This window comes from Neobacillus sp. PS3-34 (genome assembly GCF_030915465.1).
Classification (GTDB): Bacteria; Bacillota; Bacilli; order Bacillales; family Cytobacillaceae; genus Neobacillus_A.
Map to the genome: position 1 here is coordinate 4,160,597 of NZ_CP133267.1, position 22,763 is coordinate 4,183,359.

The following is a 22,763-nucleotide window of genomic DNA, read 5'->3' on the forward strand; positions in this document are numbered from 1 at the left end:
GGCTAATGAACGATCAATACAAATGTTTTTGGAGGGATCAGTGTGAAGGTATGGGACCAATTATTCAATCTAGAAGGAGAAACAGTTTACCTAAGAGCAATGGAAATCGGACATCTGGACGGTCTGTGGCAGGCGGCGGAACCAGAAGCAATTTGGTCCTATATGGCCAGTAAAATACGGTCAAAGGCAGAGATGGAAAAAGCCATAATCATGGCAGTGGAAGAAAGGAAAAAAGGAAATCAGTATCCATTTGTTGTTTTTGACAAAAAAAATCATCGTATTTTGGGCAGTACAAGGTATTTGGACATTTCTCAAGCAAATAAAAACCTTGAAATAGGCTGGACATGGTATCACCCCGATGTTTGGAGAACAAGGGTGAATACGGAATGTAAGTTTTTAATGTTAAAGCATGCATTTGAAAAATTCCAATTTAATCGTGTCCACTTAAAAACAGACTCAAGAAATATAAGATCTCAGCAGGCAATCTCCCGACTGGGAGCGATCAAAGAGGGAATACTCCGTCAAGACCGTGTCCTTGCAGATGGTTATATTCGCAATACTGTGGTTTATAGCATCATCAAAGAAGAATGGCCGAGGTGAAAAAGGCTTTAATAGAAAAATTAAAATAGAAAAAAGGGAAGAGGCTGCTTTAAATGATCGTTATCAACGACTTTTAATGGCAGCCTTTCAGATAAAGTTATTTAACGTCAGGGAACATTCTTTGGATCATTTGAGAAAATTCTTCGAAAAACCCTGAAACAGGACGTCCCGATCTTATATCATCTGCATATTCGTTCATATGATCATAAAAATCAGGATTGACTGAAACGAAAACTCGGTCAATATCAGGGTCAACCAATTTTACTTGATCGGAAATTTTGCTTTCCGTTTTATTTGTTAGGTGCTTTGTGGAAGGATCCAATTTTGCTGCAACATACGCATTATTATCAGTTACAATCACGTTTGCGCGATCAATTTCTGGCATGGATGAAATTTTTTCAGCAGCACGATCGGCCACTTCCATTCTTGTTGTCGTATTATTTGTACGGTTGTTATTTCTGACATCTGTAACGCGAGGAACCGCATCTCTTGTATTGTAATTTACCTTGGTTGGTTCCATTCCGTTTCGATTGCGATTGCCTGCTTCATCACTTGCATTATTTCTTGCACATCCCGTTAAATAAACACTAAACAAAAGGATGGCAAACAGAAATATCTTAAGTTTCATTCGAAATTCACTCCTTATCGTTTATCATCATGGATAGCTTTCCATTTTCGTGAAAAACTATACATGAATCTTTAAGGATGAATTAACTGCATGTGGATTTAATAACAAAAAAGCATCTGATTAAGATGCTTCAGATTGTCGACAAAAGCAGCGAGACAACTCTCGCTGCCTTTGATTTTTTCAAAAAATTCATTTGGATGGTGTGATTTGCACTCCAGGTGCTTGCTTTCCGGGGGCGTTCGTCGAGCCTCCTCGGCGCAAGGGAGCGCCTGCGGGGTCTCGCCTGGAACGCTGATCCCCCAGGAGTCAAGCACCTTCCGCTCCAATCTACTAGTACCGTTACCATCAGAACGATAAACCTGATCATTGGTGCTTTAGTGCTTTGGTGCGCCTTTTTAGGCACCTGCCATATCCAAGTTGCCAGTTTCTTCAGATTCATGGCAGCAAACGTAAGCATCGCCTGCATGGATAATTTTTTTAGCCCACTAAGGGTTGTCCATCGCATGCCATGCTTTTCCTTCGCATCCGTAAAGACACGTTCGATCGTTTCCTTGCGTTTGGCATATATTTGTTTTACTCATGCGTGTGCCGTGCATGTACCGCATCTTCCAAGTATGCCTCCCAGATATGGCGCTGTATGAGCTTCTGATGATTCTTACTCTCCGTACATTGGCTAATAAACGGGCAGGCTGCACAGACAGACGGGTGCGATTTATACTATCGATATCCTTTATCCTTCCTTCGTGGTAGTCGAGTAATTCAATGTCTGCCCTTCTGGCCAAATGTAGCAGTTGTAATGCTCATCATATACATAGTCACTCTTGCGGAAGAAACCGTCCTTTGTTTTGGGGCGTGTGTACGGGAGGACAGGAAGCATCTGGTTCTCGAAGAGATAGTTTGTGATTGCAGGTGTCTTGTAGGCTGCATCGGCTGCGACAGCGAGTGGCTTCCCAATCTTTTCTATAATCTTCTCAACAAGCGGCTGAAAGAGATGGCTGTCATGGACATTCCCCGGTGTCACCACGCTGCCCAATACAAACCCCTTTTCATCCTTGGCAGCGTGAAAGGAATAGGCAAAACTGTTTGGTGCGTTCATCCTTTACATAATAGCCGCTCTCAGGGCCGTCGTGTTCTCCTTGATTTCCTTCCATTCTACCTTCTTGAACTTCTCGGGAGGGAAGGGCTTTTTCCCGTGTTCCTCCCGGTCCAGGTTCAATTCTAACTGAAGCTTCTCTTCATAAGCTCGCGCTTCCATGAGGACGACTTTCTTATCAAACTTGCGTTTGTTGGCACTCGCCTATACATGGGTGGAGTCCACAAATACATGGTCAGCAGACAACAACCTATTTTCCATGATTTCATCCAGGATGCGGTAGAAGATCTGTTCAAACACCTCGGAATCCTGATAACGGCGTTCATAATTCTTACCGAAGGTTGAGAAATGAGGGACATCTGTGTAGAAGCCAAACCCAAGGAACCAACGGTAGGACACGTTCGTTTCATTTTCTTTAATAGTCTGGCTCATGGACCGGATGCCAAATATGTATTGGATGAAGACCATCTTGAACAAAACGACTGGATCGATACTTGGACGGCCAACCCCCGAATAGAGGTGCTCCACCAATGGATAAATAAAAGAGAAGTCAATGGTCGGCTCGAGATTAAGGACCAGATGGTCTTCAGGGATCAGGTGATCAATCGTCAGCATCTCTATTTGATTACGTTCGTTGGGTTGGTTCTTAGTCATCATCGTAGTTTCCCTCATAGGCGTTTTAAAAAGAAGTGCCTGAAACCCAGTTGATTGGAGCGGAGGGTGGCGACTCCTGCGGGATCAGCGGGACAGGTGAGACCCCACAGCCGCTTTTAGCGGCGAGGAGGCTCACCGCCCGCCCCGCGGAAAGCGTCCACCCGCAGCGGAAATCAACGAGTCTTTTACTTAATAACATTTTAAAAGAAAAAAGACTGCAGGCAACTCGAAAGAGTTTGTCTACAGTCTGAAGCATCTGATTAAGATGCTTTTTTGTTGGTCATATATAATTATTTTTTACTAGTCTGCACTTCTGGTACTTTTTTGCTCTGATAAAGTCTTCTGCTGACTAAAGTTTGAATTGTCAGGAATGTTCCCCCAACTGCCCAATATAGCGGCAATGCTGCAGGTGCTTTTAAAGAGAACATCACAATCATTATAGGAGATAATAGTCCCATGTATTTCATCTGTTCCTGCTGCTGGGCGGGCATGCTGGATTGAGATACTTTAAATTGAAGGTAATAAATTAGACCGGCAATAATCGTAATCACAATGTCGGGTTTTCCAAGGCTGAACCATAAAAAAGAATGAGAAGCGATTTCTGCGTTACCGCGAATGGCATAATAAAATCCAGTTAAGATTGGCATTTGAATAAGGATTGGCAGACAGCCCATATTCAGAGGATTAACACCATGCTTTTGATACAGCCCCATCATTTCCTGCTGTAGTTCCTGCTTTTTCTTAGGATCTTTTTCAGCCTTCATCTTTTTCTGGATGGCATCCATTTCAGGCTTCAGAACATCCATTTTTTCTTTCATCGCCATTTGGTTTTTATATTGTCTAAGCATCAGTGGCATCAATACCAGCCTGATGAGCAGTGTTATCACGATAATAGAAAGACCATAATTTCCTCCCATTAATCCCGCAAGCCCGTGGATTGCTGAAATAAATGGCTCTACAAGGTAGTGGTGGAAGAAGCCTCCTCCGCCTTTACCATTAGAAGACTGGCAGGCTGAAAGAAGAACGGTAGTGAGTGTTAATAATGATATTAAAGTAAGTGAACGTTTGATTTTCATATTTCCTCCTGAATTGTGTAAAGTATATATTAAAAATAAAAGTAAGGAGGGCTGTGTTCCGGATCATCCTGAGAACTCTTTTTTCTACGAATATACTTTATTATCCACATTAAAATAGTATTAACATGATAATGACTTTTTTTCGTATAAAAAAATGAGGGATGAATGATTTTTGTGCTTCCGGTATCAGAGATATTCACAAAAAAGGAACATTCAACATTCCATGCCCATAAAAGCTTTATGGTCATCCCGATATATATGCTTATATAAACTGCAGTCAATGCATTAATATCTGCCAAATCAATTAATACTTGAAACAAAAAATCATTCACCTCGCTTTTTTGCCGATGATTTGAGTATAAAGGAGAAGAGGTTAAGAATCAATTTAATATAATAGGAAATAAAAGAAATAGATTCGTGAATTATCATAGGAACTCTAAAAAACCGATTCTATCTCGAATCGGCATGAAAGCAGTATATTTTTTGTTTCAATTGCTGGCTAAAAGCATGTGGATCATCGACGGACAAAATAATTCGGTCAACTTTGCGTTGAAAACCGTACATGAAATATATTGGATGCGGTTTTGTTAATTTGATTTCAAATTGCGGTTTTTCCTGGATAAAATCGATCGCCCTAGCATCGAACAACATATTGTATTCCTTGCTGCTAATTTTCTCTGGACCTGTATAAGAGAATATGTCCTGAATATCATGAATAGGAACTTCCATACCCTTCGAAGCTGCCTGCAATATTAATAAATCCTCTGTAATCCAGAAGGGAGAAAGACGGAGCGTCTGAATCTCTGCCAGAAAATATAGGAAGCCATATATATTTAGGAACAACAAAATATAGGAAGCAAGAGGATTCCATTGATGTAAAAAATAATGAAGGCCAATCGTTTCAATGGCAGTTGCATGAATTAGCATGATGTAGAGGGCTATGCCACTCGTTTTTTTGTGAAAGGAAAATACCTGGCCAGTATGAATTTTAATCTTTTTTCTCCAGGAAAAAAGAGCATAATAGAACAAGGAAAAATCAGTCACAGAAATTTCCCCCATTTTACTGCCTGGAAAAAAACGGGCTGCAGTGTTTCTATAATTATAGATTAAATAGGAACTCTGCTTATTTAAGGTTCGAAGTGAACTTATAAAAGCTGGCAGTTTTCTTAAAAGACGGGAGAGAAAGTAAATTTCAATAATGAGTAGGGAGCTTTCACAAACACCAATAAAATAGGGAACAACATGATCCTCATGTAAGAGCTTCTGAGGAATAATGAGATACGCTGCCGAGTATGCGAGCAGCATTAGAAATCCAATTTTTTGAAGTGAAAACCGATTTTTAAAATATAAAATATAGATCATTCCAGGTATAATTATAAAAAAATCGATCAAAGATCCCCAGATTATCTTTTCAGGTAGAGGCTTAAGGAAAGAAACACGATATAAGCTGAAATTCGAAAGTAATATGAGAATGGTTATTATAGCGAACAGCAAAAGTTTATATTTTTTTTGAGGAAAAGACATTTTAATCACCACCTCTTTCCATTATATCTATATTAGTAATTTCGAAAATGAAAAAATGCCAGAAATTATTCGTTCTGGCATTTTTTTGTTATAAGGATTTTCTCCAATGCTGTGTGAGCATTTTATATGCAAACTCTGTTTTTTCGTCGGAAGGAGGCTCTATATTTTTTAAAGGATATTCAAGTCCGAGCGCTTCCCATTTGTATACTCCGAGTTTATGGTACGGAAGGATTTCAATTTTTTGAACATTTTCCAGAGTCCCGATAAATTCTCCAAGCTCTTTAAGGTCACTGATATCGTCGGTAACCGTCGGAACCAAAACATGCCGGATCCAAACAGGGAGGTTCCGTGCGGATAAATATTTAGCGAATTCCAGGATGTGGTCATTAGCCATCCCTGTAAGACTAATATGTTTTTTTCGATTAATGTGCTTCAAATCCAGCAATATCAAATCTGTATAGAGAAGTAATTCATCGAGCTGGCTTAAAAAATGTGCAGAATGTGAAAAACAGCCTCCTGAAGAGTCAATCGTTGTATGAATGCCTTTCTTTTTACATTCCTTAAATAATTCAAGAAGAAATGGTATTTGCAGCAAAGGTTCTCCTCCGCTTACCGTAATTCCGCCTCCGGAAGCTTGCATAAAGGGCATATATGAGGTCAGATCATCCATGATTTCGGAAACGGTTATCTGCCTTCCTGTACCTATTTCCCAAGTGTCAGCATTATGGCAAAACTGGCAGCGAAGAAGGCACCCCTGTGTAAAGACAACATAGCGGATTCCGGGTCCGTCAACCGTGCCCAATGTTTCAATGGAGTGAATGTTTCCGTTCATGATGATAAAACCCCTTTCAATTTGTGAAGGGGTTTAAATGTTGGAAAACCCCTTCACTTTACCTAAATATCGCAAATTGAATTCCAAGCTGCCCTACATTGTTTCGTGGAAAGTACGGTTAATTACATCCAGCTGTTGTTCTTTTGTTAATTTTATAAAATTGACTGCATAACCTGACACACGAATCGTTAACTGAGGATAAAGTTCAGGATGCTCCATTGCATCAAGAAGGGTTTCTCGGTTAAAAACATTGACGTTTAAATGGTGTCCGGATTTAATGGCATAACCATCCAGAATGGATACAAGATTTCGTACCTGGGTTTCTTCATCCTTGCCAAGAGCTTTTGGAACGATGGAGAAGGTGTTTGATATTCCGTCCATTGCATAGCTGTAAGGAAGCTTTGCGACAGAAGACAGGGATGCAAGCGTACCTTTTGTATCACGCCCATGCATAGGATTGGCACCAGGAGCGAAAGGTTCGCCAGCTCTGCGCCCATCTGGTGTATTGCCAGTTTTCTTGCCGTAAACTACATTGGAAGTAATCGTTAAAATCGACATTGTATGGAGGGAATTACGATAAGTTGGGTGCTTTCGCAGCTTTTTCATAAAAATCTTTACAATTTCAACTGCAATGCTATCCACACGGTCATCGTTATTTCCGTATTTAGGGTATTCTCCACTGATTTCAAAATCAACCGCAATTCCGTTTTCATCACGGATGACCTTAACTTTTCCATATTTGATGGCACTAAGAGAATCTGCTACAACGCTAAGCCCGGCAATTCCTGTCGCCATCGTCCTAAGAATATGCGTGTCATGCAGAGCCATTTCAATTCTTTCATAGCTGTATTTATCATGCATGTAATGGATGATATTTAAGGTATTGATGTAGAGACCTGCCAGCCATTCCATCATTTGGTCGAACTTTTGCATCACTTCTTCATAGTTCAGAATGTCAGAAGTTATCGGCTGGTATTGGGGGCCAACCTGGATTTTTAGTTTTTCATCAATCCCGCCATTAATAGAATAGAGAAGGGCTTTTGCAAGGTTAGCTCTCGCACCGAAGAATTGCATTTGCTTTCCAATTTCCATCGCGGAAACACAGCATGCGATTCCATAATCATCACCATATTCAGGACGCATAATATCATCGTTTTCATATTGGATGGAACTGGTTTTGATCGACATTTTCGCACAATATTTCTTGAAGTTTTCTGGAAGCTTGGCTGACCAAAGGACTGTTAAGTTAGGCTCTGGTGCTGGTCCAAGATTATCAAGAGTATGAAGGAACCGGAAAGAGCTCTTTGTAACGAGAGAGCTGCCATCCGTACTCATGCCACCGATTGATTCAGTCACCCAAGTTGGGTCCCCGCTAAATAATTCATTATAATCAGGTGTACGGGCAAACTTCACGAGCCGAAGTTTCATGATAAAATGGTCGACAATTTCTTGTGCTTCTTTTTCTGTTATTGTTCCTGCATTAATATCACGTTCAATGAAAATATCCAGGAAGGTTGATACTCTTCCAAGGCTCATTGCCGCCCCATTCTGTTCCTTGATTGCGGCAAGATAACCGAAATAAAGCCATTGAAAAGCCTCAAACGTATTAGCTGCGGGCTCTGAAATATCGTAGCCGTAACTCAAGGCAAGTTCTTTTAATTCCTTAAGTGCACGAATCTGTTCGGATATTTCCTCGCGAAGGCGCATGTTGTCCTCGCTCATTACATTGCTGGTCCCTTTAAGGTCGTTTCGTTTTTCATTAATTAAGAAATCAACTCCGTAAAGAGCCACTCGGCGATAATCCCCAATAATGCGGCCACGGCCGTACGCATCAGGAAGGCCTGTTATGATTGCAGCCTTGCGAGCAAGCACCATTTCGTCTGTATAAGCATCAAATACGCCCTGATTATGAGTCTTGCGGAAATCGGTGAAAATTTTCTCTATTTCAGGACTTAACGTATACCCGTATGCTTCACAAGCCAATTTTGCCATTCGGATGCCTCCGAAGGGCTGTAAAGAACGATTAAACGGCTTGTCGGTTTGGACACCTACTATTTTTTCAAGATCTTCATCCAGATAACCAGGACCATGGGATGTTATGGTAGAAACAGTTTCTGTATCCATATCGAAAACGCCGCCATTTTCGCGTTCTTTGCTGGTCAGCTCCATGACCTGTTCCCATAATTTATCGGTAGCTACCGTAGCACTCTCCAAGAAAGAGTCATCACCTTCATATGGAGTGTAGTTGCTTAAAATAAAATCCCGTACATTTACTTCCTTCTCCCATGTTCCTTTTGTAAATCCTTTCCATTCTTCCATGGTGATTCACCTCAAATGAATTTTTGATAAAATATATAACAGTTCTGACATGTTTATCTTACATCGGGTATAACAGTTTAAAAGTGACAAAAGTCACTCGAATTAGGGGGGATTGTTAACATATTGTGAAATCTACATTATTGGGGGTTTTTATTTATGAGGAAGGAATTTAAATAGAAAGGTAATTCGAGGAAAGTAAAACTGTACTACAAATATTTTTAAAAATTTTTAATCTGTTATATAAGAAATATCCAACAATAACAACATACTTACATTAAAAAACTATAAACACAGTACGAGAATGCCGGAACAGATGTAAAGAAAAAACACGAGACGAAAAAACGCCCGTGTTTAATCAACGATAATATAAGCAATCATTGGGCCGCTATGTTCCTTATCCTGATGCATATGGCAAATCAGCCGGTATGTGCCCTCTTTTTCAAAATCAAGTGGCACAATTGCTTCTTCACCCTTTGTTACTATTCCTTTTATATTCGTTCCTTCAATATAAAAGGGATGTTTGGCTCCGTTAATTCCTAAGATTTTCAGAGTGACTTTTTCTCCTTTTTCCATAAAAATAGTTCCAGGATCCCACCGATAGGATTCTATTACCTTGCCATTTTTCCCAGTTGTTTTATATTCTCCTGTAACCATATGGATTTCTCTTACACTGCCATCCTTCTGCTGGTTAAACACAACCGTGTCACCCGCTTTTAAAAGATACCAGACGAAAAACGAAGCAGCTGTTAATCCTGCAGCCAATATAAGTAGAGCGGTTTGTTTTTTTAATACTAAAAAGTTCATATTTTCCCCTCCAAAGATTGTCCTATTAAAATCTATGCTTGTTTGTAATGGAAACTTGTCAGTTTTGTAAAATTCTTTTCGAGTTTGTTTACAAATTTTCTGAAAAACAGAATAATAGATAAAAAGGAGGGTTTTTATGAAAGCGGATTCAAAAAGAAAAATTAAAAATTATCATGGAACTGAGCTTCATACAAAGGGCTGGATTCAGGAAGCGGCATTAAGAATGTTAATGAATAATCTAGATGAGGAAGTGGCGGAAAAACCAGAGGAACTGGTAGTTTACGGAGGCATTGGCAAAGCGGCAAGAAACTGGGATTGCTTTGATGCCATTGTCAAAACGCTAAAGGAATTAGAATCGGATGAAACACTTCTCGTCCAATCAGGGAAACCTGTGGCTGTTTTTAAAACACATCAGGATGCACCAAGAGTCCTTATAGCCAATTCGAATCTGGTTCCGGCGTGGGCAAATTGGGAAACCTTCCATGAGCTTGATCGAAAAGGACTTATGATGTATGGGCAGATGACAGCAGGAAGCTGGATTTATATAGGGAGCCAGGGAATTGTCCAGGGTACATATGAAACGTTTGCCGAACTGGCAAGACAGCATTACTCAGGCACATTACTCCATACGATCACATTGACTGCAGGGCTTGGTGGAATGGGGGGCGCACAGCCTCTGGCTGTTACAATGAACTATGGAGTGTGCATTGCTATTGAGCCTGATGAAACCAGGATTCAAAAGCGCTTAGATACAAAATACCTGGATGTAAAAGTAAATTCTTTAGATGAAGCCATTCTTCTTGCAAAAAAAGCAAAAGCAGAAGGAAAGGCTCTTTCGATTGGATTGCCAGGAAACGCTGCGGAGTTGTTGCCGCAAATGCTAAAAATGGGTTTCATTCCTGACATACTAACAGATCAAACTTCAGCTCACGACCCGCTTAATGGCTATATACCTGTGGGATATTCTCTTGAAGAGGCAGCTGTACTGAGAACCAATAACCCCAATGAATATATACAAAAAGCAAAGGAAAGTATGGCAATCCATGTTAAGGCGATGCTGGAAATGCAGGATAGCGGAGCAATTACATTTGATTACGGAAATAACATCCGCCAGGTCGCAAAGGATCAGGGCGTAGAGAATGCGTTTGAATTTCCAGGCTTTGTACCAGCCTATATACGCCCTCTTTTTTGCGAAGGGAAAGGACCTTTCAGATGGGTGGCTTTGTCTGGAGATCCGGAAGATATCTACAAAACAGATGAGGTCATTTTGCGTGAATTCAAAGATAATGAATATTTATGCAAGTGGATTAAGATGGCACAGGAAAAAATTCAGTTCCAGGGTCTTCCATCAAGGATTTGCTGGCTTGGTTACGGTGAACGTGCAAGGTTTGGAAAAATCATCAATGATATGGTAGCAAGCGGTGAACTAGAGGCCCCGATTGTCATAGGAAGAGATCACCTTGATTCCGGTTCTGTTGCCTCACCTAATAGAGAAACAGAGGGAATGAAGGACGGCAGTGATGCGGTTGCCGATTGGCCAATCCTGAATGCATTAGTGAATGCTGTTGGCGGAGCAAGCTGGATTTCTGTCCATCATGGCGGGGGCGTAGGAATGGGATATTCCCTTCATGCAGGCATGGTGATTGTCGCTGATGGCACAAAAGAAGCTGAAAAGAGACTTGAGCGTGTTTTGACTACGGACCCTGGAATGGGAATTGTCCGGCATGTGGATGCAGGTTATGACCTTGCGAAAAAAACGGCGAAAGAAAAAGGTGTCAATATTCCGATGATGGAATAACAACATTAGGGAGTACCTCGACCCAACCCAATATTGAAAACAACTATACTATTTATGTTTTAAGGAGACCCATTTTATGAAAAGACCTCTTTTTATAAAAAATGCTGCACAGCTGCTAACTTTAAAAGGATTTTCTCGAAAGGTACAGTAAAGCAAGAGATGGGCCAATTGTCCATAATCGAGAATGGAGCGGTATGGATTAAGGATGGCCTAATTGTAAAAGCAGGTACAACAAACGAAATCGAAAGTATATTTTATCATGATCTTCCTTCAGCAGAAGTGATTGATGCTTCAGGAAAAATTGTTCTTCCTGGCCTAGTAGACCCGCATACACATGTCGTTTTTGCGGGAAGCAGGGAAGAGGAATTCGATATGCGCCTCAAAGGGGCAACCTATATGGAAATCATGAATAAAGGTGGGGGAATCCATTCCACCACCTCTAAAACCAGGGCCGCCTCTGAAGAAATGCTTTATAAGGAAACAAGCAAAAGACTCGATCAATTTCTTTTGCATGGCGTAACGACGATTGAGGCAAAAAGTGGTTATGGACTAGACTGGCAGACAGAATTGAGACAGCTTAAGGTGGCAGGGAGCCTGAATGAGGACCATCCTGTCGATATAATAAGAACTTTTATGGGGGCGCATGCGGTACCTGCCGAATATAAATCAAATCCAGATGCTTTTATTGACTTGATCATTAATGAAATGCTCCCTATAGTTGCCGAAGAAAATCTAGCAGAATTCAATGATGTCTTCTGTGAACGTGGGGTTTTTACGCCAGAACAATCGAAGCGCCTTCTGGAGGCAGGAATGAAGCTGGCCTAAAAGCGAAGCTACATGCAGATGAAATAGAACCATATCAAGGGGCAGAACTTGCGGCACAATTAAAAGCTATTTCTGCAGATCACCTGCTGCGAGCATCTGATGAAGGAATAGTAAAAATGGCCGAAAATGGCGTAATAGGGGTTTTGCTTCCCGGAACGGCATTCTTCTTAATGGCGGAGGCAGCAAATGGAAGAAAGATGATTGACAAAGGTCTTCCAGTAGCAATTTCTACTGATTGCAATCCAGGTTCGTCTCCTACTGTCTCTATGCCGTTTATGATGAATCTTGCATGTATGCATATGGGGCTGACGCCAGCAGAAGTGATTACGGCAGCAACCATCAATGCTGCTCATGCAATCGACCGAGGTGCTGAAATTGGCAGTATTGAGGAGGGGAAGATAGCTGATTTAGTTATTATGGATGTGCCCAACTTTATGAAACTGCAGTACCATTATGGAATGAACCATACTGATACGGTTATTAAAAAAGGAAAGATTGTAGTTAATGGAGGAAGGCGATGCTGAAATACCCAATTGAACCGCCAGCATTTTTTTGGCAGAGGAGCAAGCAAGTTGAAGATCCGAAGGTTAAGGACTGGATTAATCAATTTAATCACCGGGATGAAGAAGTATTGAAAGAAAAATGGGATGTTGTTCTGGTTGGTGTACCTCTTTCCAGATCATCCATTAGTGTTTCCGGCGCATCGGAATTTCCAGAATATTTCAGAAGATCATGGAAGGGATTCTCCACCTATAATCTTGATTATGAAAGAGATTTAATGGATCTTTCGGTACTGGATTTAGGCGATGTGAAAATGCATGTGACTGATATTCAAAAGTGCCATTCCAATATAAAGGAAGTAATGGTGGGAATTAAAAAGGAATTCCCGTATTCATTTCCAGTTTCAATCGGAGGAGATCATTCGATTACAGCCATGACGATTTCTGGATTGAAAGAGGTCAGTCCTGAAAAGGAAATTGGTATTTTACAGTTAGATACCCATCTTGATTTAAGGGATTTGTCCGAAAATGGTCCGTCTAATGGAACTCCTATAAGGAATCTGATAGAGCAGGGGATTGTAGACGGAAAAAATGTATACAATATTGGCCTTCATGGTTTTTTTAACGGCGAATCGTTACTTACATTCGCCAAAGAAAAAGGCGTAAATTATATTACCCTAAAAGCAGCGAGGAAAAAAGGCATTACAGAGACAATTCTCGAAGCGTTACATGAACTGGAAGGAAAAGTGGATATTATTTATTTAACGGTCGATATGGATGTTTTGGATGTTGTATTTGCGCCGGGTGTCCCAGCTTCAACACCGGGCGGTATGAGAACGGATGAATTATTTGATGCCGTGTATTTGGCTGGAAAATCAGCTAAAGTAATGGCCATGGATATTGTTTGTCTTGATCCTACCCGGGATCCATCAGCCCAGCCAACCGTTAAGGCCGGTGTTTATACCTTTTTATCCTTTTTAACCGGATATATGGAACGGAAGCATTCTTGATCTTCTAAATAGCCACAGCGGTTGCTGTGGCCGATTTTTCTTTACACTAGTCGTTAATCTTTTCATAGCGGTCGATAAATAAATGTCCGTTTGTAGAGAGGACTGCATAAAAGATTTCTGCAGCATTTAATTTTCTATTCCTGAGTTCAATATCAAGCCAGGACTGATTATAAGGAAACTTAAAGTTGTCTGTTAAAATATTTCCTTCAATAATTATTTCTATTGGAAATTTTAAAATAGAGATGTTATTTATTGATAAGTCTTTCTTGAGAATAGTTAAATATGGTTCTTTTTTTAGAACAGATAGTTTTCCACTCACCTCTAAAATTGCTTTTTCAACCTCTTCGATATTAAAGATTCCTAGTTCCCTCAGTTGTTGATTTAAATTATCAAGAGTGTATTTTGACTTTTTCATATTCTGTTCGAGAATTTCCCCGTTTTCAATAAAAACAGCAGGCAATCCCGAGAACCATTTTCGGACCCATAGAAATTGAAAGGATAAAATACGCATGAAAAAATAAATTAGCGTTAATGTTGTAAAGGATAGGACCAAAGGCAGAAATTTTAAGTTTGTATCAAATCCCATATTCGCTATGTACGAACCAATGGTAATCGAGAGTGCATAATTAAAATAATTGTTTTGAGAGTTGATTTGTTTACCGAAGAAAATGGTTAACATCATTAAAAAGACAAATGATACAATTGTCCTTAAAATAGCATTTAATATTTCATCCATAATATAACTTCCTGTTGGGAGAATTTAAGCTTGATACTATAATCCTTCAAAAAGGTAAATATATACCTAAAAATTAATGGGTAGAGCAGAGTTACAAAAGGCATATTTCTTTTAATCCGTGGCTAATCTGATTAATGGAATACTTCATAATTGTTTGAGATAAAATAATAAATTCCTTTGTTTTTTTTGCTGAAAAGATTATAGTAATTACAGGAAACAGAGAAAATTGGGTGATCAGCATGATTGCAGTTAAGAAAGAAAAAATATTTACTGTGGTGAAATTAATTTTCCCGCTTTTTTTGTTAGTGTTAGCGGTTTATGAAATAAACAAATTTGCAAGGGATTTAAATTTTCATCTGCTTCGGCATGAGGTGAGCCAGCTTCATCTTGGAAAACTGATACTAATATTAGTCATCACATTGGCAGCCGTTACCCCTATGTTTTTTTATGACTTTATTTTAGTAAGAATCCTTAACTTTAAAGTTCCATACAAGAAGCTTGCCGAACAATCCTTCATTGCCAATTCTTTTTCTAATTTAATAGGTTTCGGCGGAATAGTAGGAGCTATGCTAAGAACATATTTTTATAACAAGTATGAGCATGATAAACGAAAGCTTCTTGGCGGAATAGCATCCGTTTCACTGTTTTATCTTACTGGAATTTCACTTATATCGTGGTCGGTTTCTATATGGTTTCGGCATTTCCCTCTTTTTACTGACACTCCGTGGCTTTATTTTGCCGTTTTGGGAGTGGGGCTTTATCTGCCAGTCTTTTTGGGGATCCATTACATAAAGCATAAAAAGGATGAGAAGGTTCTCATTACACCTATAATAAGTTTAAAGCTAGTACTTGTTTCATTATTAGAATGGGCAGCTATTTTTGTAGCCATTTGGATTTTATGTGGCCTTTTAGATATAAGGATTTCTTTTCAGGATCTTTTACCCGTTTTTGTTATAGCATCTTGTGCCGGGATTATCAGTATGATTCCTGGTGGCCTTGGGTCATTTGATCTCGTGTTTATCTGGGGTATGCACGATTTGCAAATTGCAGACGAAAAAGTACTGGTACTTCTGCTGTTTTACCGTGTTGGATACTACGTTCTCCCATTTTTTATTGGCATGATTTTATTTGTTAAAGAATTCTGGGAAAGGTGGAATACTTCATGGAATAACCTGCCAAATGCAATCGTGCAGAACGTCAGCCACATTGTTTTGACGGGCCTTGTTTTTATTTCAGGTCTGGTTTTGCTTTTGTCGGCTTCTGTTCCTGGAATCATGTCAAGATTGAAAATTATCCAGGAGTTTTTGGCATTTCCGATTGTAGACCTATCTCATCAGCTCTCAGTTGCAGCAGGATTTTTACTGTTGGGTTTATCCAGGGGGATTGAATATAGCGTAAAGCGTGCTTATCAATTAACGATGATAGCCCTTTCATTTGCAGCTCTTTTTTCCATTTTTAAAGGTATTGATTACGAGGAAGCAGTATTTTTGATGATTGTCGCTCTCTTATTGAGACTTTCGAAGGATAAATTTTATAGAGAAAGCTATGTTATGACATGGGGGAAAACTATTTTTGATATAACGCTTATCTTAATTATTACCTCAATGTATTTAATAACGGGCTATCTTAATCTACCTTCGTCTAAAATCAATATTCCGGCAAAAATATCTCCATATATTATTCAGGATTACCGGGATTTATTTAATAGCGCCCTGATCGGACTGACAATTGCCTTCTTAGTGCTAATGTTTGGATATTTGATCAGCAAGCCAAAAAAGTGGACAATGCAGAAATCTCTTCTTCAGGAAAAGGAAATTTTGGAACACTTGTCCCGATATCAAGGGAAGGCTATGACACATTTAATCTTCCTTCATGACAAGTTTATTTTTTGGAACAGTAAAAAAAATGTTTTATTTTCATTTTCTCAATATGCGGATAAACTGGTCATTCTGGGTGATCCTATAGGAGAAAAAAACGAAATGGCCAATGCGATAGAGGAATTTCAGGAGATATCTGACTTGCACGGATATACCCCCGTCTTTTACCAGGTAAGCAATGATATGCTCCCTTTATTACATGGCAATGGCTATGATTTCTTCAAGCTTGGTGAAGAAGCATTTGTCGAATTGGGGAATTTCAGTTCGGCGGGAGATAATGTAACTGGTTTGCGGGCGATTGGCAATAAGTTTAAAAGAGAAAAATTTTCATTCCAAATATTAAAACCTCCTCACTCCGGCACGCTAATTGCCGAATTAAGGGAAATTTCAAATGATTGGCTTGAAGGTCGGAGAGAAAAGGGGTTTTCACTAGGTTTTTTTGATGAGAGATATCTTAATAAATCTGAAATTGCAATAATAAAAAATGAGAAGAATCATATTATTGGCTTCGCCAGCACCATGCCAATTTATGATAAATACAAGACAATTTCTGTTGATTTAATGAGATTCAGGCCGGATGCTCCAACTGAAACAATGGATTTCTTGTTTCTTTCTTTGCTTGAGTGGGCGAAAGCAAAGGGTTACGCGAGATTCAACATGGGGATGGCTCCCTTGGCGAATGTGGGATTATCAAGGTTTTCCTTTTTAAGTGAAAGGGTGGCAGCTCAAATCTTTTTGCATGGCCATTTTATTTACCATTTTCAGGGCGAGAAAATTCAAAGAGAAATTTACTAATGTATGGGAGCCCAAGTACCTTGCTTACCGAAAAAAATCTTCACTTCCATTTACAATGGCGCAAATTACACTGCTGATTTCCAAGAAAAGAATAAAATAATCCAGAACCGGTTTGTTCTTTTACAGGCCGGTTTTCATAATTTTAATTCGAAATCTGCTCTTGCAGGGCAATTATCTGTTAAAATCATAAAGGACAAAAGAAGAAAGTAAGGGTGTGGAAAATTGCCGAAATTTATTGCCATCATCATTGTTGTTATCCTATTCTGCTCATCCGGACTATTCACCTATGCCCAAAAGAGAACAGAATTGCCTATAAAAAGTGAAGCAGCAGTGATGCTCGATGCCGATACCGGAGCTGTATTATATGCCAAAAATCCAGATGAAAGGCTCTATCCTGCAAGCCTTACGAAAATTGCCACAGCTATTTATGCAATAGAAAAGGGAGACCTGAATGACATTGTTACGGTAAGCAGGAATGCAGCCTGGACTGAGGGGGCAAGCGTCCACTTAAATGAGGGCGAAAGAGTGCCAATGAAAACATTGATTCAGGGAATGATAATCAATTCAGGAAATGATGCAGCGGTTGCAATTGCTGAACACCTTGACGGCAGTGTCGATCTTTTCTCAAAGAATTTAAATGAATATCTAATAAAAAACATTGGTGTGACAGAAACACACTTTGTCAATCCAAATGGTCTCTTCGATCCCAATCATTATACAACGGCATGGGATTTAGCCAAAATAACAAATTATGCACAAAAGAATCCAGTATTTGCTGAGATTTTTGGGATGAAAGAGATGAAATGGACTGGGCAAACCTGGAATGCTACATTGGTATCACATCATCTGATGCTTAACGGAGAAATTTTATATTCTGGTATAACCGGAGGTAAAACAGGTTATCTTGATGAGTCCAGACACACGTTAGCGACATCGGCCAATAACGGTAAAATGAGGCTGATTGTAATTGAAATGATGGCTGATAGAAAAAAGGACGGTTATAAAGATACTGCTCGGCTCCTTGATTATGGCTTCTCTCATTTTAAGCATGAGGAGTTAAAAGAGGGTGAGTCATTCAAAAAAGGCAAAAAAGAGTTTTCTACTTCTGCACACACTATGATAACTCTGCCTCTAAATGGCAAGTCCAAGGAAGTAAGTAATAAAGGCCTATTATCAGTAAAGGATGAAAATGGAAATACACTTCAATCTATCCAGCTAAATCCTGTAAAGGCTCATATAAAAAAAGAAGCTGCTAAACCTGGGCTTAAATTTTATAAAAATATGCACTTGAATGCCTTTTATGGTGTTTTCGGACTGCTTATTGCAGGGGCATTTATTGGGAAAAGAAGAACGAAAAATGATTAATAGAAAAAAGCAGGCGAGATGCCTGCTTTTTCTTCATACTTTAATCTTTGATGAAATTAGCCACTAAGAGCATTAATGAAGACATAACAATCATTGAAATCACTAATATCCAGGCCGTTTCCATATTGCCAGAATCCATGGCAATATAAATTGCTGTTGGAACAGTTTGTGTTTTTTCCGGAATGTTTCCCGCAAACATAAGGGTAGCACCAAATTCTCCTAATGCCCTTGCAAAGCTTAAAATTAAACCGGTTAGGACAGCTCTCGCAGATAATGGCAGTGTAACGTATAAAAATACCTTTTTTTCATTTGCTCCATCAACCCTCGCTGCATCCTCGATATCCATGTCAACAGATTGAAATCCATTTTTTACTGTTTGATACATAAGCGGGAACGAAACAACTGCGGATGCCAATATGGCAGCCCAAGAAGTAAACATGATCGATTGATGAAATAATTTCTCAATAAAGGAACCAATTGTGCTGCGCGGACCCAGAAAAATGATCAATAAAAATCCAATTACTGTGGGTGGCAATACAAGTGGAAGCAATAGAGCAGTTTCAAGCAAGTTTTTTCCTTTAAATTGTACCTTCGTCATAAATTTTGCGATTATGATCCCAGAGAACAAAACGAAAACTATTGAAATTGTTGCTACTTCAATTGAAAGTTTTATTGGGAACCAAATTTCATTATGTAACAATTTCATCATTCCAATACATTGAAACCATATTTTTCGAAGATCTTCTTCGCCGTTTTACTTTGAAGGAATTCGAAGAAAATGGCAGCTTCTTTTTTATGTTTAGATTCATTTATAATTCCTGCCGGATAAATGATGGGGTCATGCGAACCACTTGGTGCAACGGCAACCGTTTTTACTTTTGTGGATATTTTTGCATCAGTTGTATACACAAGTCCAGCATCAACACTACCCGTTTCAACATAAGTTAATACCTGTCTTACGTCCTTTGTCTGGACTATTTTAGGCTGAATTTTTTCTGAAATCCTGATTTTTCTTAACGTTTGCATGGCATACTGCCCGGCGGGAACTGACTCTGGAATGCCAATTGCAATTTTTTTAACACGGCTATCAGCTAAATCCTCTAAGGAATGTATAGGAGCAGGATTTTGTTTATTTGTTATCAGAACAAGTTCATTCCCCAATAAATCCTTACTTTTATCCTTTGAAATCAGGCCTTTATTTATCAATGTGACGAATTTATCTTTTGCTGCGGAAATGAAGATGTCAACCGGAGCACCCTGAATAATTTGCTGCTGAAGTGCACCAGTTCCTCCTAAATTTGTGGAGATATGGATGTTTTTATTGTTCTTTTCAAACTCCGTTTTTATTTCTTTTAATGCGTTGTTGAGACTTGCTGCAGCCGATACAGTAATATCAACCCCAGTGTTTTTTTTCTGGCCTTCAGAACTATCCTGCTGAGAACAGGCGGTTAAATAAAACATAAACAGCATTGCTATTAGTATTTTGATGTATTTATTCAAATGAAATCCTCCCGGAACCCCAACCTTCCATACATTATGGAGACATATAAAATTATAGCGGAATGCAAATGGACTTAAAAGTAAAGTTTACCAGAATTAAAGAAAACTCGCCGGATTGCAAGCATTTATTAGGACAAGGCATTGATGAAATTGTCATGATAAGCAAAAAAACCCGCCTATGGCGGGCAGTTACTTTGATTATTGGAGCTTGCTTTCGACCTGCTGACATACTTCGTCTGCTGAGAGGCCATTTGCTTCTATTACAGTAGCTTGGGTAGTCGTATCCTGCATACCCATTACGTTTGAATCAATGCCGGTAATTACACAGAATGCACAATCCTGTGCATCCGACTCCTGCTTTAATTCGACAACATCATGCCCTTTTTCCCTTAGAGCCTGTTGAATATTGGTTAGTGATTGTTCCACTCCTATTTTCGCCATTCCAAACACCTCCTCATATCTTATCTTGCGTAAGTACATTTTCAATTATTCTCCGCTCGGTGAGTATAAGTAGAATGATTCTTCCAGAAGCTATTATGGGAGGTGCAAAAATGGGAAAAATAAAGAGGGATCCATCGACAATTGGACTTGATTCCGCACAGGTTGAAGGCCAGGGAACTACACAGACAGAAACAGGTAATAAAACAGTTTCTTCTTCAAGAAAAAGCAAAAAAAGAGGTTAAAAAAAGTGCAATAAGACCGGGGGTCTTATTGCACTTTTTGATATTACTCATACATTGAAGCAATTTGCTTTTGCAGATCAGAGTTTTCCAGGTATTCATCATATGTCATTTGCTTGTCTACTAATCCCTGTGGTGTAAATTCAAAAATTCGGTTGGCTATTGTTTGAATAAACTGATGGTCATGGGTAGCAAATAATAGTGATCCCTTAAAGTTAATTAAACCATTATTCAAGGCAGTGATTGATTCCAAATCAAGATGGTTAGTAGGTTCATCAAGAAGCAGAACGTTGGAGCCGCTTAACATCATTTTTGAAAGCATGCAGCGAACCTTTTCTCCTCCAGAGAGTACACTTGATTTCTTCAATACTTCTTCACCAGAGAAGAGCATGCGTCCCAAGAACCCTCTTAGGAAGCTTTCACTGTCATCCTTTGGAGAAAACTGGCGCAGCCAGTCCACCAAATTCAATTCACTGTTTTCAAAGTACCTGGAATTGTCGTTTGGAAAATAGGACTGTGATGTGGTAACGCCCCATTTAAACGTACCGCTGTCAGCTTCAAGCTCTCCCATCAAAATTTTAAATAGGGTTGTTTTTGCGAGCTCGTTAGTTCCTACAAGTGCAATTTTATCATCCTTGTTCATGACAAAGCTGACATTATCAAGAACTTTTACACCATCAATTTCCTTGGTCAAGCCCTCGACTCTTAATAAATCGTTCCCGATTTCACGATCAGGTGTAAATCCTACATAAGGATAACGTCGGGAAGAAGGCTTTATATCGTCCAATGAAATTTTATCCAAAAGCTTTTTACGAGAGGTAGCTTGTTTGGATTTAGAAGCATTGGCACTGAACCTGGCAATAAAGGCTTGGAGTTCCTTGATTTTTTCTTCCTTCTTCTTATTGGCATCCTGTGACATTCTCGACGCCAGCTGGCTGGATTCATACCAGAAATCATAGTTTCCAACATAAATCTGGATTTTTCCAAAGTCCAAATCAGCAATATGGGTACAAACTTTATTTAGGAAGTGCCTGTCATGGGAAACTACGATGACAGTATTCTCGAAATTGATTAAGAATTCTTCAAGCCATTGAATCGCTTTAATATCAAGATGGTTGGTAGGCTCATCCAATAAAAGTACATCAGGCTTGCCAAAAAGTGCTTGGGCAAGAAGTACCTTAACCTTTTCGGAACCAGTTAGTTCATTCATTTTTTTACCATGAAGTTCCTCTTCGACACCAAGACCCTTCAAAAGAATTGCAGCTTCAGATTCAGCTTCCCAGCCATTTAAGTCAGCGAATTCACCTTCAAGCTCGGCTGCCTTCATTCCATCTTCATCTGTGAAGTTTTCCTTCATATAAATAGCGTCTTTTTCCTGCATAACCTCATAAAGCCTTGTGTGTCCCATAATAACTACCTTTAAAACTTCCACCTCTTCGTACTCGAAGTGATTTTGTTTCAAGACAGCCATTCTTTCATTTGGACCAAGATGAACGCTGCCGCTTTGTGCTTCGATTTCACCTGATAAGATCTTTAGAAAAGTAGATTTACCGGCACCATTGGCACCAATAAGACCATAACAATTGCCCGGAGTAAATTTTATATTCACATCTTCAAATAATTTTCGTTCACCATATCTTAAACCTACGTTACTAACGGTAATCATGTTTAAATCCTCCATAAATAAATATCTACGAAATTATATCATTAATGACGGTCAAGAGCGAATTTTTTTAAAATGAAAACCGATGAGAAAAAGAATTTTTTGGAAAAAGAGTTTTTATTTGATTTCTAGAGGGAATAGCACAATTAGAACTACTAATAGCGTAAAAATTGGCACGATTTCTTTTAGCTTTAGGCTGTTTTCTAAAAGATTGTTGTTTTGTTAATAGGTTTTTAAAAGCAAATTGTTGAAAAAGAAGTTGATTGGAACGGAAGGTGCGAGACTCCTGCGGGAGCAGCGGGACAGGTGAGACCCCACAGGCGCTGTGCCCCGAGGAGGCTCACCGCCCGCCCCGCGGAAAGCGAGCATCCTTGAGTGAAAATCAACTACTCCTTAAATAGCAACAAAGTATACGAAAACAGCCTAGCTTTATTTTTAAAAAAATCATTAAATTTTTCAGAATTTCACACTTTATTCATAATTT

17 protein-coding genes and 2 pseudogenes are annotated in these 22,763 nt (G+C 39.2%); 7 read left to right on the plus strand and 12 right to left on the minus strand.

Translation table 11 applies throughout. The annotated features are described in order from the left end of the window. Positions 1–42 precede the first annotated feature (42 nt). Positions 43–600: a GNAT family N-acetyltransferase gene (locus tag RCG23_RS21810; RefSeq protein WP_308177361.1), complete on the plus strand. Its 558-nt coding sequence runs from the start codon at positions 43–45 to the stop codon at positions 598–600. A gap of 97 nt (positions 601–697) precedes the next feature. Here the strand turns inward: RCG23_RS21810 and RCG23_RS21815 are convergent, their stop codons facing one another. The 7 genes and pseudogenes from RCG23_RS21815 to RCG23_RS21845 all read right to left on the minus strand — a co-directional run bounded on the left by RCG23_RS21815 (position 698) and on the right by RCG23_RS21845 (position 9,530). Further along, a complete protein-coding gene (locus tag RCG23_RS21815; protein WP_308177362.1) occupies positions 698–1,228 on the minus strand; it encodes a YhcN/YlaJ family sporulation lipoprotein in 531 nt (176 codons plus the stop codon). 400 nt (positions 1,229–1,628) lie between these two features. Then, a pseudogene (locus tag RCG23_RS21820) lies at positions 1,629–2,978 on the minus strand (IS1182 family transposase); the annotation flags it as partial. A gap of 287 nt (positions 2,979–3,265) precedes the next feature. Continuing rightward, on the minus strand, positions 3,266–4,051 hold the full coding sequence (yidC, locus tag RCG23_RS21825) for a membrane protein insertase YidC (protein WP_308177363.1): 786 nt from the start codon (positions 4,049–4,051) through the stop codon (positions 3,266–3,268). A 450-nt stretch (positions 4,052–4,501) separates the two neighbouring features. Beyond that, positions 4,502–5,095, minus strand: coding sequence for a hypothetical protein (locus tag RCG23_RS21830; protein WP_308177364.1), 594 nt, complete (start codon positions 5,093–5,095; stop codon positions 4,502–4,504). A 568-nt stretch (positions 5,096–5,663) separates the two neighbouring features. Beyond that, positions 5,664–6,407 carry a pyruvate formate-lyase-activating protein gene (gene pflA / locus RCG23_RS21835; RefSeq protein ID WP_308177365.1) on the minus strand — a complete coding sequence of 248 codons (744 nt, stop codon included), beginning with the start codon at positions 6,405–6,407 and terminating at the stop codon, positions 5,664–5,666. A 93-nt stretch (positions 6,408–6,500) separates the two neighbouring features. After that, a complete protein-coding gene (gene pflB / locus RCG23_RS21840) occupies positions 6,501–8,726 on the minus strand; it encodes a formate C-acetyltransferase (RefSeq protein ID WP_308177366.1) in 2,226 nt (741 codons plus the stop codon). Between the two features lie 351 nt (positions 8,727–9,077). Further along, positions 9,078–9,530, minus strand: a complete 453-nt coding sequence (locus tag RCG23_RS21845; RefSeq protein ID WP_308177367.1) for a cupredoxin domain-containing protein — start codon at positions 9,528–9,530, stop codon at positions 9,078–9,080. A gap of 136 nt (positions 9,531–9,666) precedes the next feature. Between RCG23_RS21845 and hutU the strand changes: the two genes are divergently transcribed. The 3 genes and pseudogenes from hutU (at position 9,667) to RCG23_RS21860 (ending at position 13,663) form a co-directional block, all read left to right on the plus strand. Next, positions 9,667–11,328, plus strand: a complete 1,662-nt coding sequence (hutU, locus tag RCG23_RS21850) for a urocanate hydratase (RefSeq protein ID WP_308177368.1) — start codon at positions 9,667–9,669, stop codon at positions 11,326–11,328. A 76-nt stretch (positions 11,329–11,404) separates the two neighbouring features. Beyond that, positions 11,405–12,677 (plus strand): annotated as a pseudogene (hutI, locus tag RCG23_RS21855) (imidazolonepropionase). Beyond that, positions 12,671–13,663 (plus strand): agmatinase family protein, encoded by a 993-nt coding sequence (locus tag RCG23_RS21860; RefSeq protein WP_308177369.1) that lies wholly within the window; start codon positions 12,671–12,673, stop codon positions 13,661–13,663. The pseudogene hutI and the gene RCG23_RS21860 overlap by 7 nt, the downstream one beginning before the upstream one ends. 46 nt (positions 13,664–13,709) lie before the next feature. Here RCG23_RS21860 and RCG23_RS21865 read toward each other — a convergent pair whose 3' ends face one another. Beyond that, positions 13,710–14,399 (minus strand): DUF421 domain-containing protein, encoded by a 690-nt coding sequence (locus RCG23_RS21865; RefSeq protein ID WP_308177370.1) that lies wholly within the window; start codon positions 14,397–14,399, stop codon positions 13,710–13,712. A 239-nt stretch (positions 14,400–14,638) separates the two neighbouring features. On the opposite strand from RCG23_RS21865, the gene mprF reads away from it, so the two are divergent. Both mprF and RCG23_RS21875 read left to right on the plus strand, forming a co-directional pair. After that, complete coding sequence (mprF, locus tag RCG23_RS21870; protein ID WP_308177371.1) at positions 14,639–17,071, plus strand: bifunctional lysylphosphatidylglycerol flippase/synthetase MprF; 2,433 nt, start codon at positions 14,639–14,641, stop codon at positions 17,069–17,071. 222 nt (positions 17,072–17,293) lie between these two features. Beyond that, a complete protein-coding gene (locus tag RCG23_RS21875) occupies positions 17,294–18,436 on the plus strand; it encodes a D-alanyl-D-alanine carboxypeptidase family protein (protein ID WP_308177372.1) in 1,143 nt (380 codons plus the stop codon). A 40-nt stretch (positions 18,437–18,476) separates the two neighbouring features. On the opposite strand, the gene modB is transcribed toward RCG23_RS21875, so the two are convergent. The 3 genes from modB to RCG23_RS21890 all read right to left on the minus strand — a co-directional run bounded on the left by modB (position 18,477) and on the right by RCG23_RS21890 (position 20,377). Further along, positions 18,477–19,136 (minus strand): molybdate ABC transporter permease subunit, encoded by a 660-nt coding sequence (gene modB, locus RCG23_RS21880; protein WP_308177373.1) that lies wholly within the window; start codon positions 19,134–19,136, stop codon positions 18,477–18,479. Between the two features lie 5 nt (positions 19,137–19,141). Further along, positions 19,142–19,936, minus strand: a complete 795-nt coding sequence (gene modA, locus RCG23_RS21885) for a molybdate ABC transporter substrate-binding protein (RefSeq protein ID WP_308177374.1) — start codon at positions 19,934–19,936, stop codon at positions 19,142–19,144. 198 nt (positions 19,937–20,134) lie between these two features. After that, the gene (locus tag RCG23_RS21890; RefSeq protein WP_308177375.1) at positions 20,135–20,377 is read right to left on the minus strand and encodes a YkuS family protein; all 243 of its coding nucleotides are present in this window, start codon (positions 20,375–20,377) and stop codon (positions 20,135–20,137) included. A 110-nt stretch (positions 20,378–20,487) separates the two neighbouring features. Between RCG23_RS21890 and RCG23_RS21895 the strand changes: the two genes are divergently transcribed. Continuing rightward, positions 20,488–20,619: a YuzL family protein gene (locus tag RCG23_RS21895; RefSeq protein WP_308177376.1), complete on the plus strand. Its 132-nt coding sequence runs from the start codon at positions 20,488–20,490 to the stop codon at positions 20,617–20,619. Positions 20,620–20,662: 43 nt separating this feature from the next. Here RCG23_RS21895 and RCG23_RS21900 read toward each other — a convergent pair whose 3' ends face one another. After that, on the minus strand, positions 20,663–22,282 hold the full coding sequence (locus RCG23_RS21900) for an ABC-F family ATP-binding cassette domain-containing protein (protein WP_308177377.1): 1,620 nt from the start codon (positions 22,280–22,282) through the stop codon (positions 20,663–20,665). Positions 22,283–22,763: the final 481 nt, after the last annotated feature.

Bases quoted from the DNA above. Each gene is read 5' to 3' on its own strand.
- RCG23_RS21815 (WP_308177362.1), bottom strand. From the start codon at position 1,228: ATGAAACTTAAGATATTTCTGTTTGCCATCCTTTTGTTTAGTGTTTAT.
- yidC (WP_308177363.1), bottom strand. From the start codon at position 4,051: ATGAAAATCAAACGTTCACTTACTTTAATATCATTATTAACACTCACT.
- pflA (WP_308177365.1), bottom strand. From the start codon at position 6,407: ATGAACGGAAACATTCACTCCATTGAAACATTGGGCACGGTTGACGGA.
- pflB (WP_308177366.1), bottom strand. From the start codon at position 8,726: ATGGAAGAATGGAAAGGATTTACAAAAGGAACATGGGAGAAGGAAGTA.
- RCG23_RS21845 (WP_308177367.1), bottom strand. From the start codon at position 9,530: ATGAACTTTTTAGTATTAAAAAAACAAACCGCTCTACTTATATTGGCT.
- hutU (WP_308177368.1), top strand. From the start codon at position 9,667: ATGAAAGCGGATTCAAAAAGAAAAATTAAAAATTATCATGGAACTGAG.
- RCG23_RS21860 (WP_308177369.1), top strand. From the start codon at position 12,671: ATGCTGAAATACCCAATTGAACCGCCAGCATTTTTTTGGCAGAGGAGC.
- RCG23_RS21865 (WP_308177370.1), bottom strand. From the start codon at position 14,399: ATGGATGAAATATTAAATGCTATTTTAAGGACAATTGTATCATTTGTC.
- mprF (WP_308177371.1), top strand. From the start codon at position 14,639: ATGATTGCAGTTAAGAAAGAAAAAATATTTACTGTGGTGAAATTAATT.
- RCG23_RS21890 (WP_308177375.1), bottom strand. From the start codon at position 20,377: ATGGCGAAAATAGGAGTGGAACAATCACTAACCAATATTCAACAGGCT.
- RCG23_RS21895 (WP_308177376.1), top strand. From the start codon at position 20,488: ATGGGAAAAATAAAGAGGGATCCATCGACAATTGGACTTGATTCCGCA.
- RCG23_RS21900 (WP_308177377.1), bottom strand. From the start codon at position 22,282: ATGATTACCGTTAGTAACGTAGGTTTAAGATATGGTGAACGAAAATTA.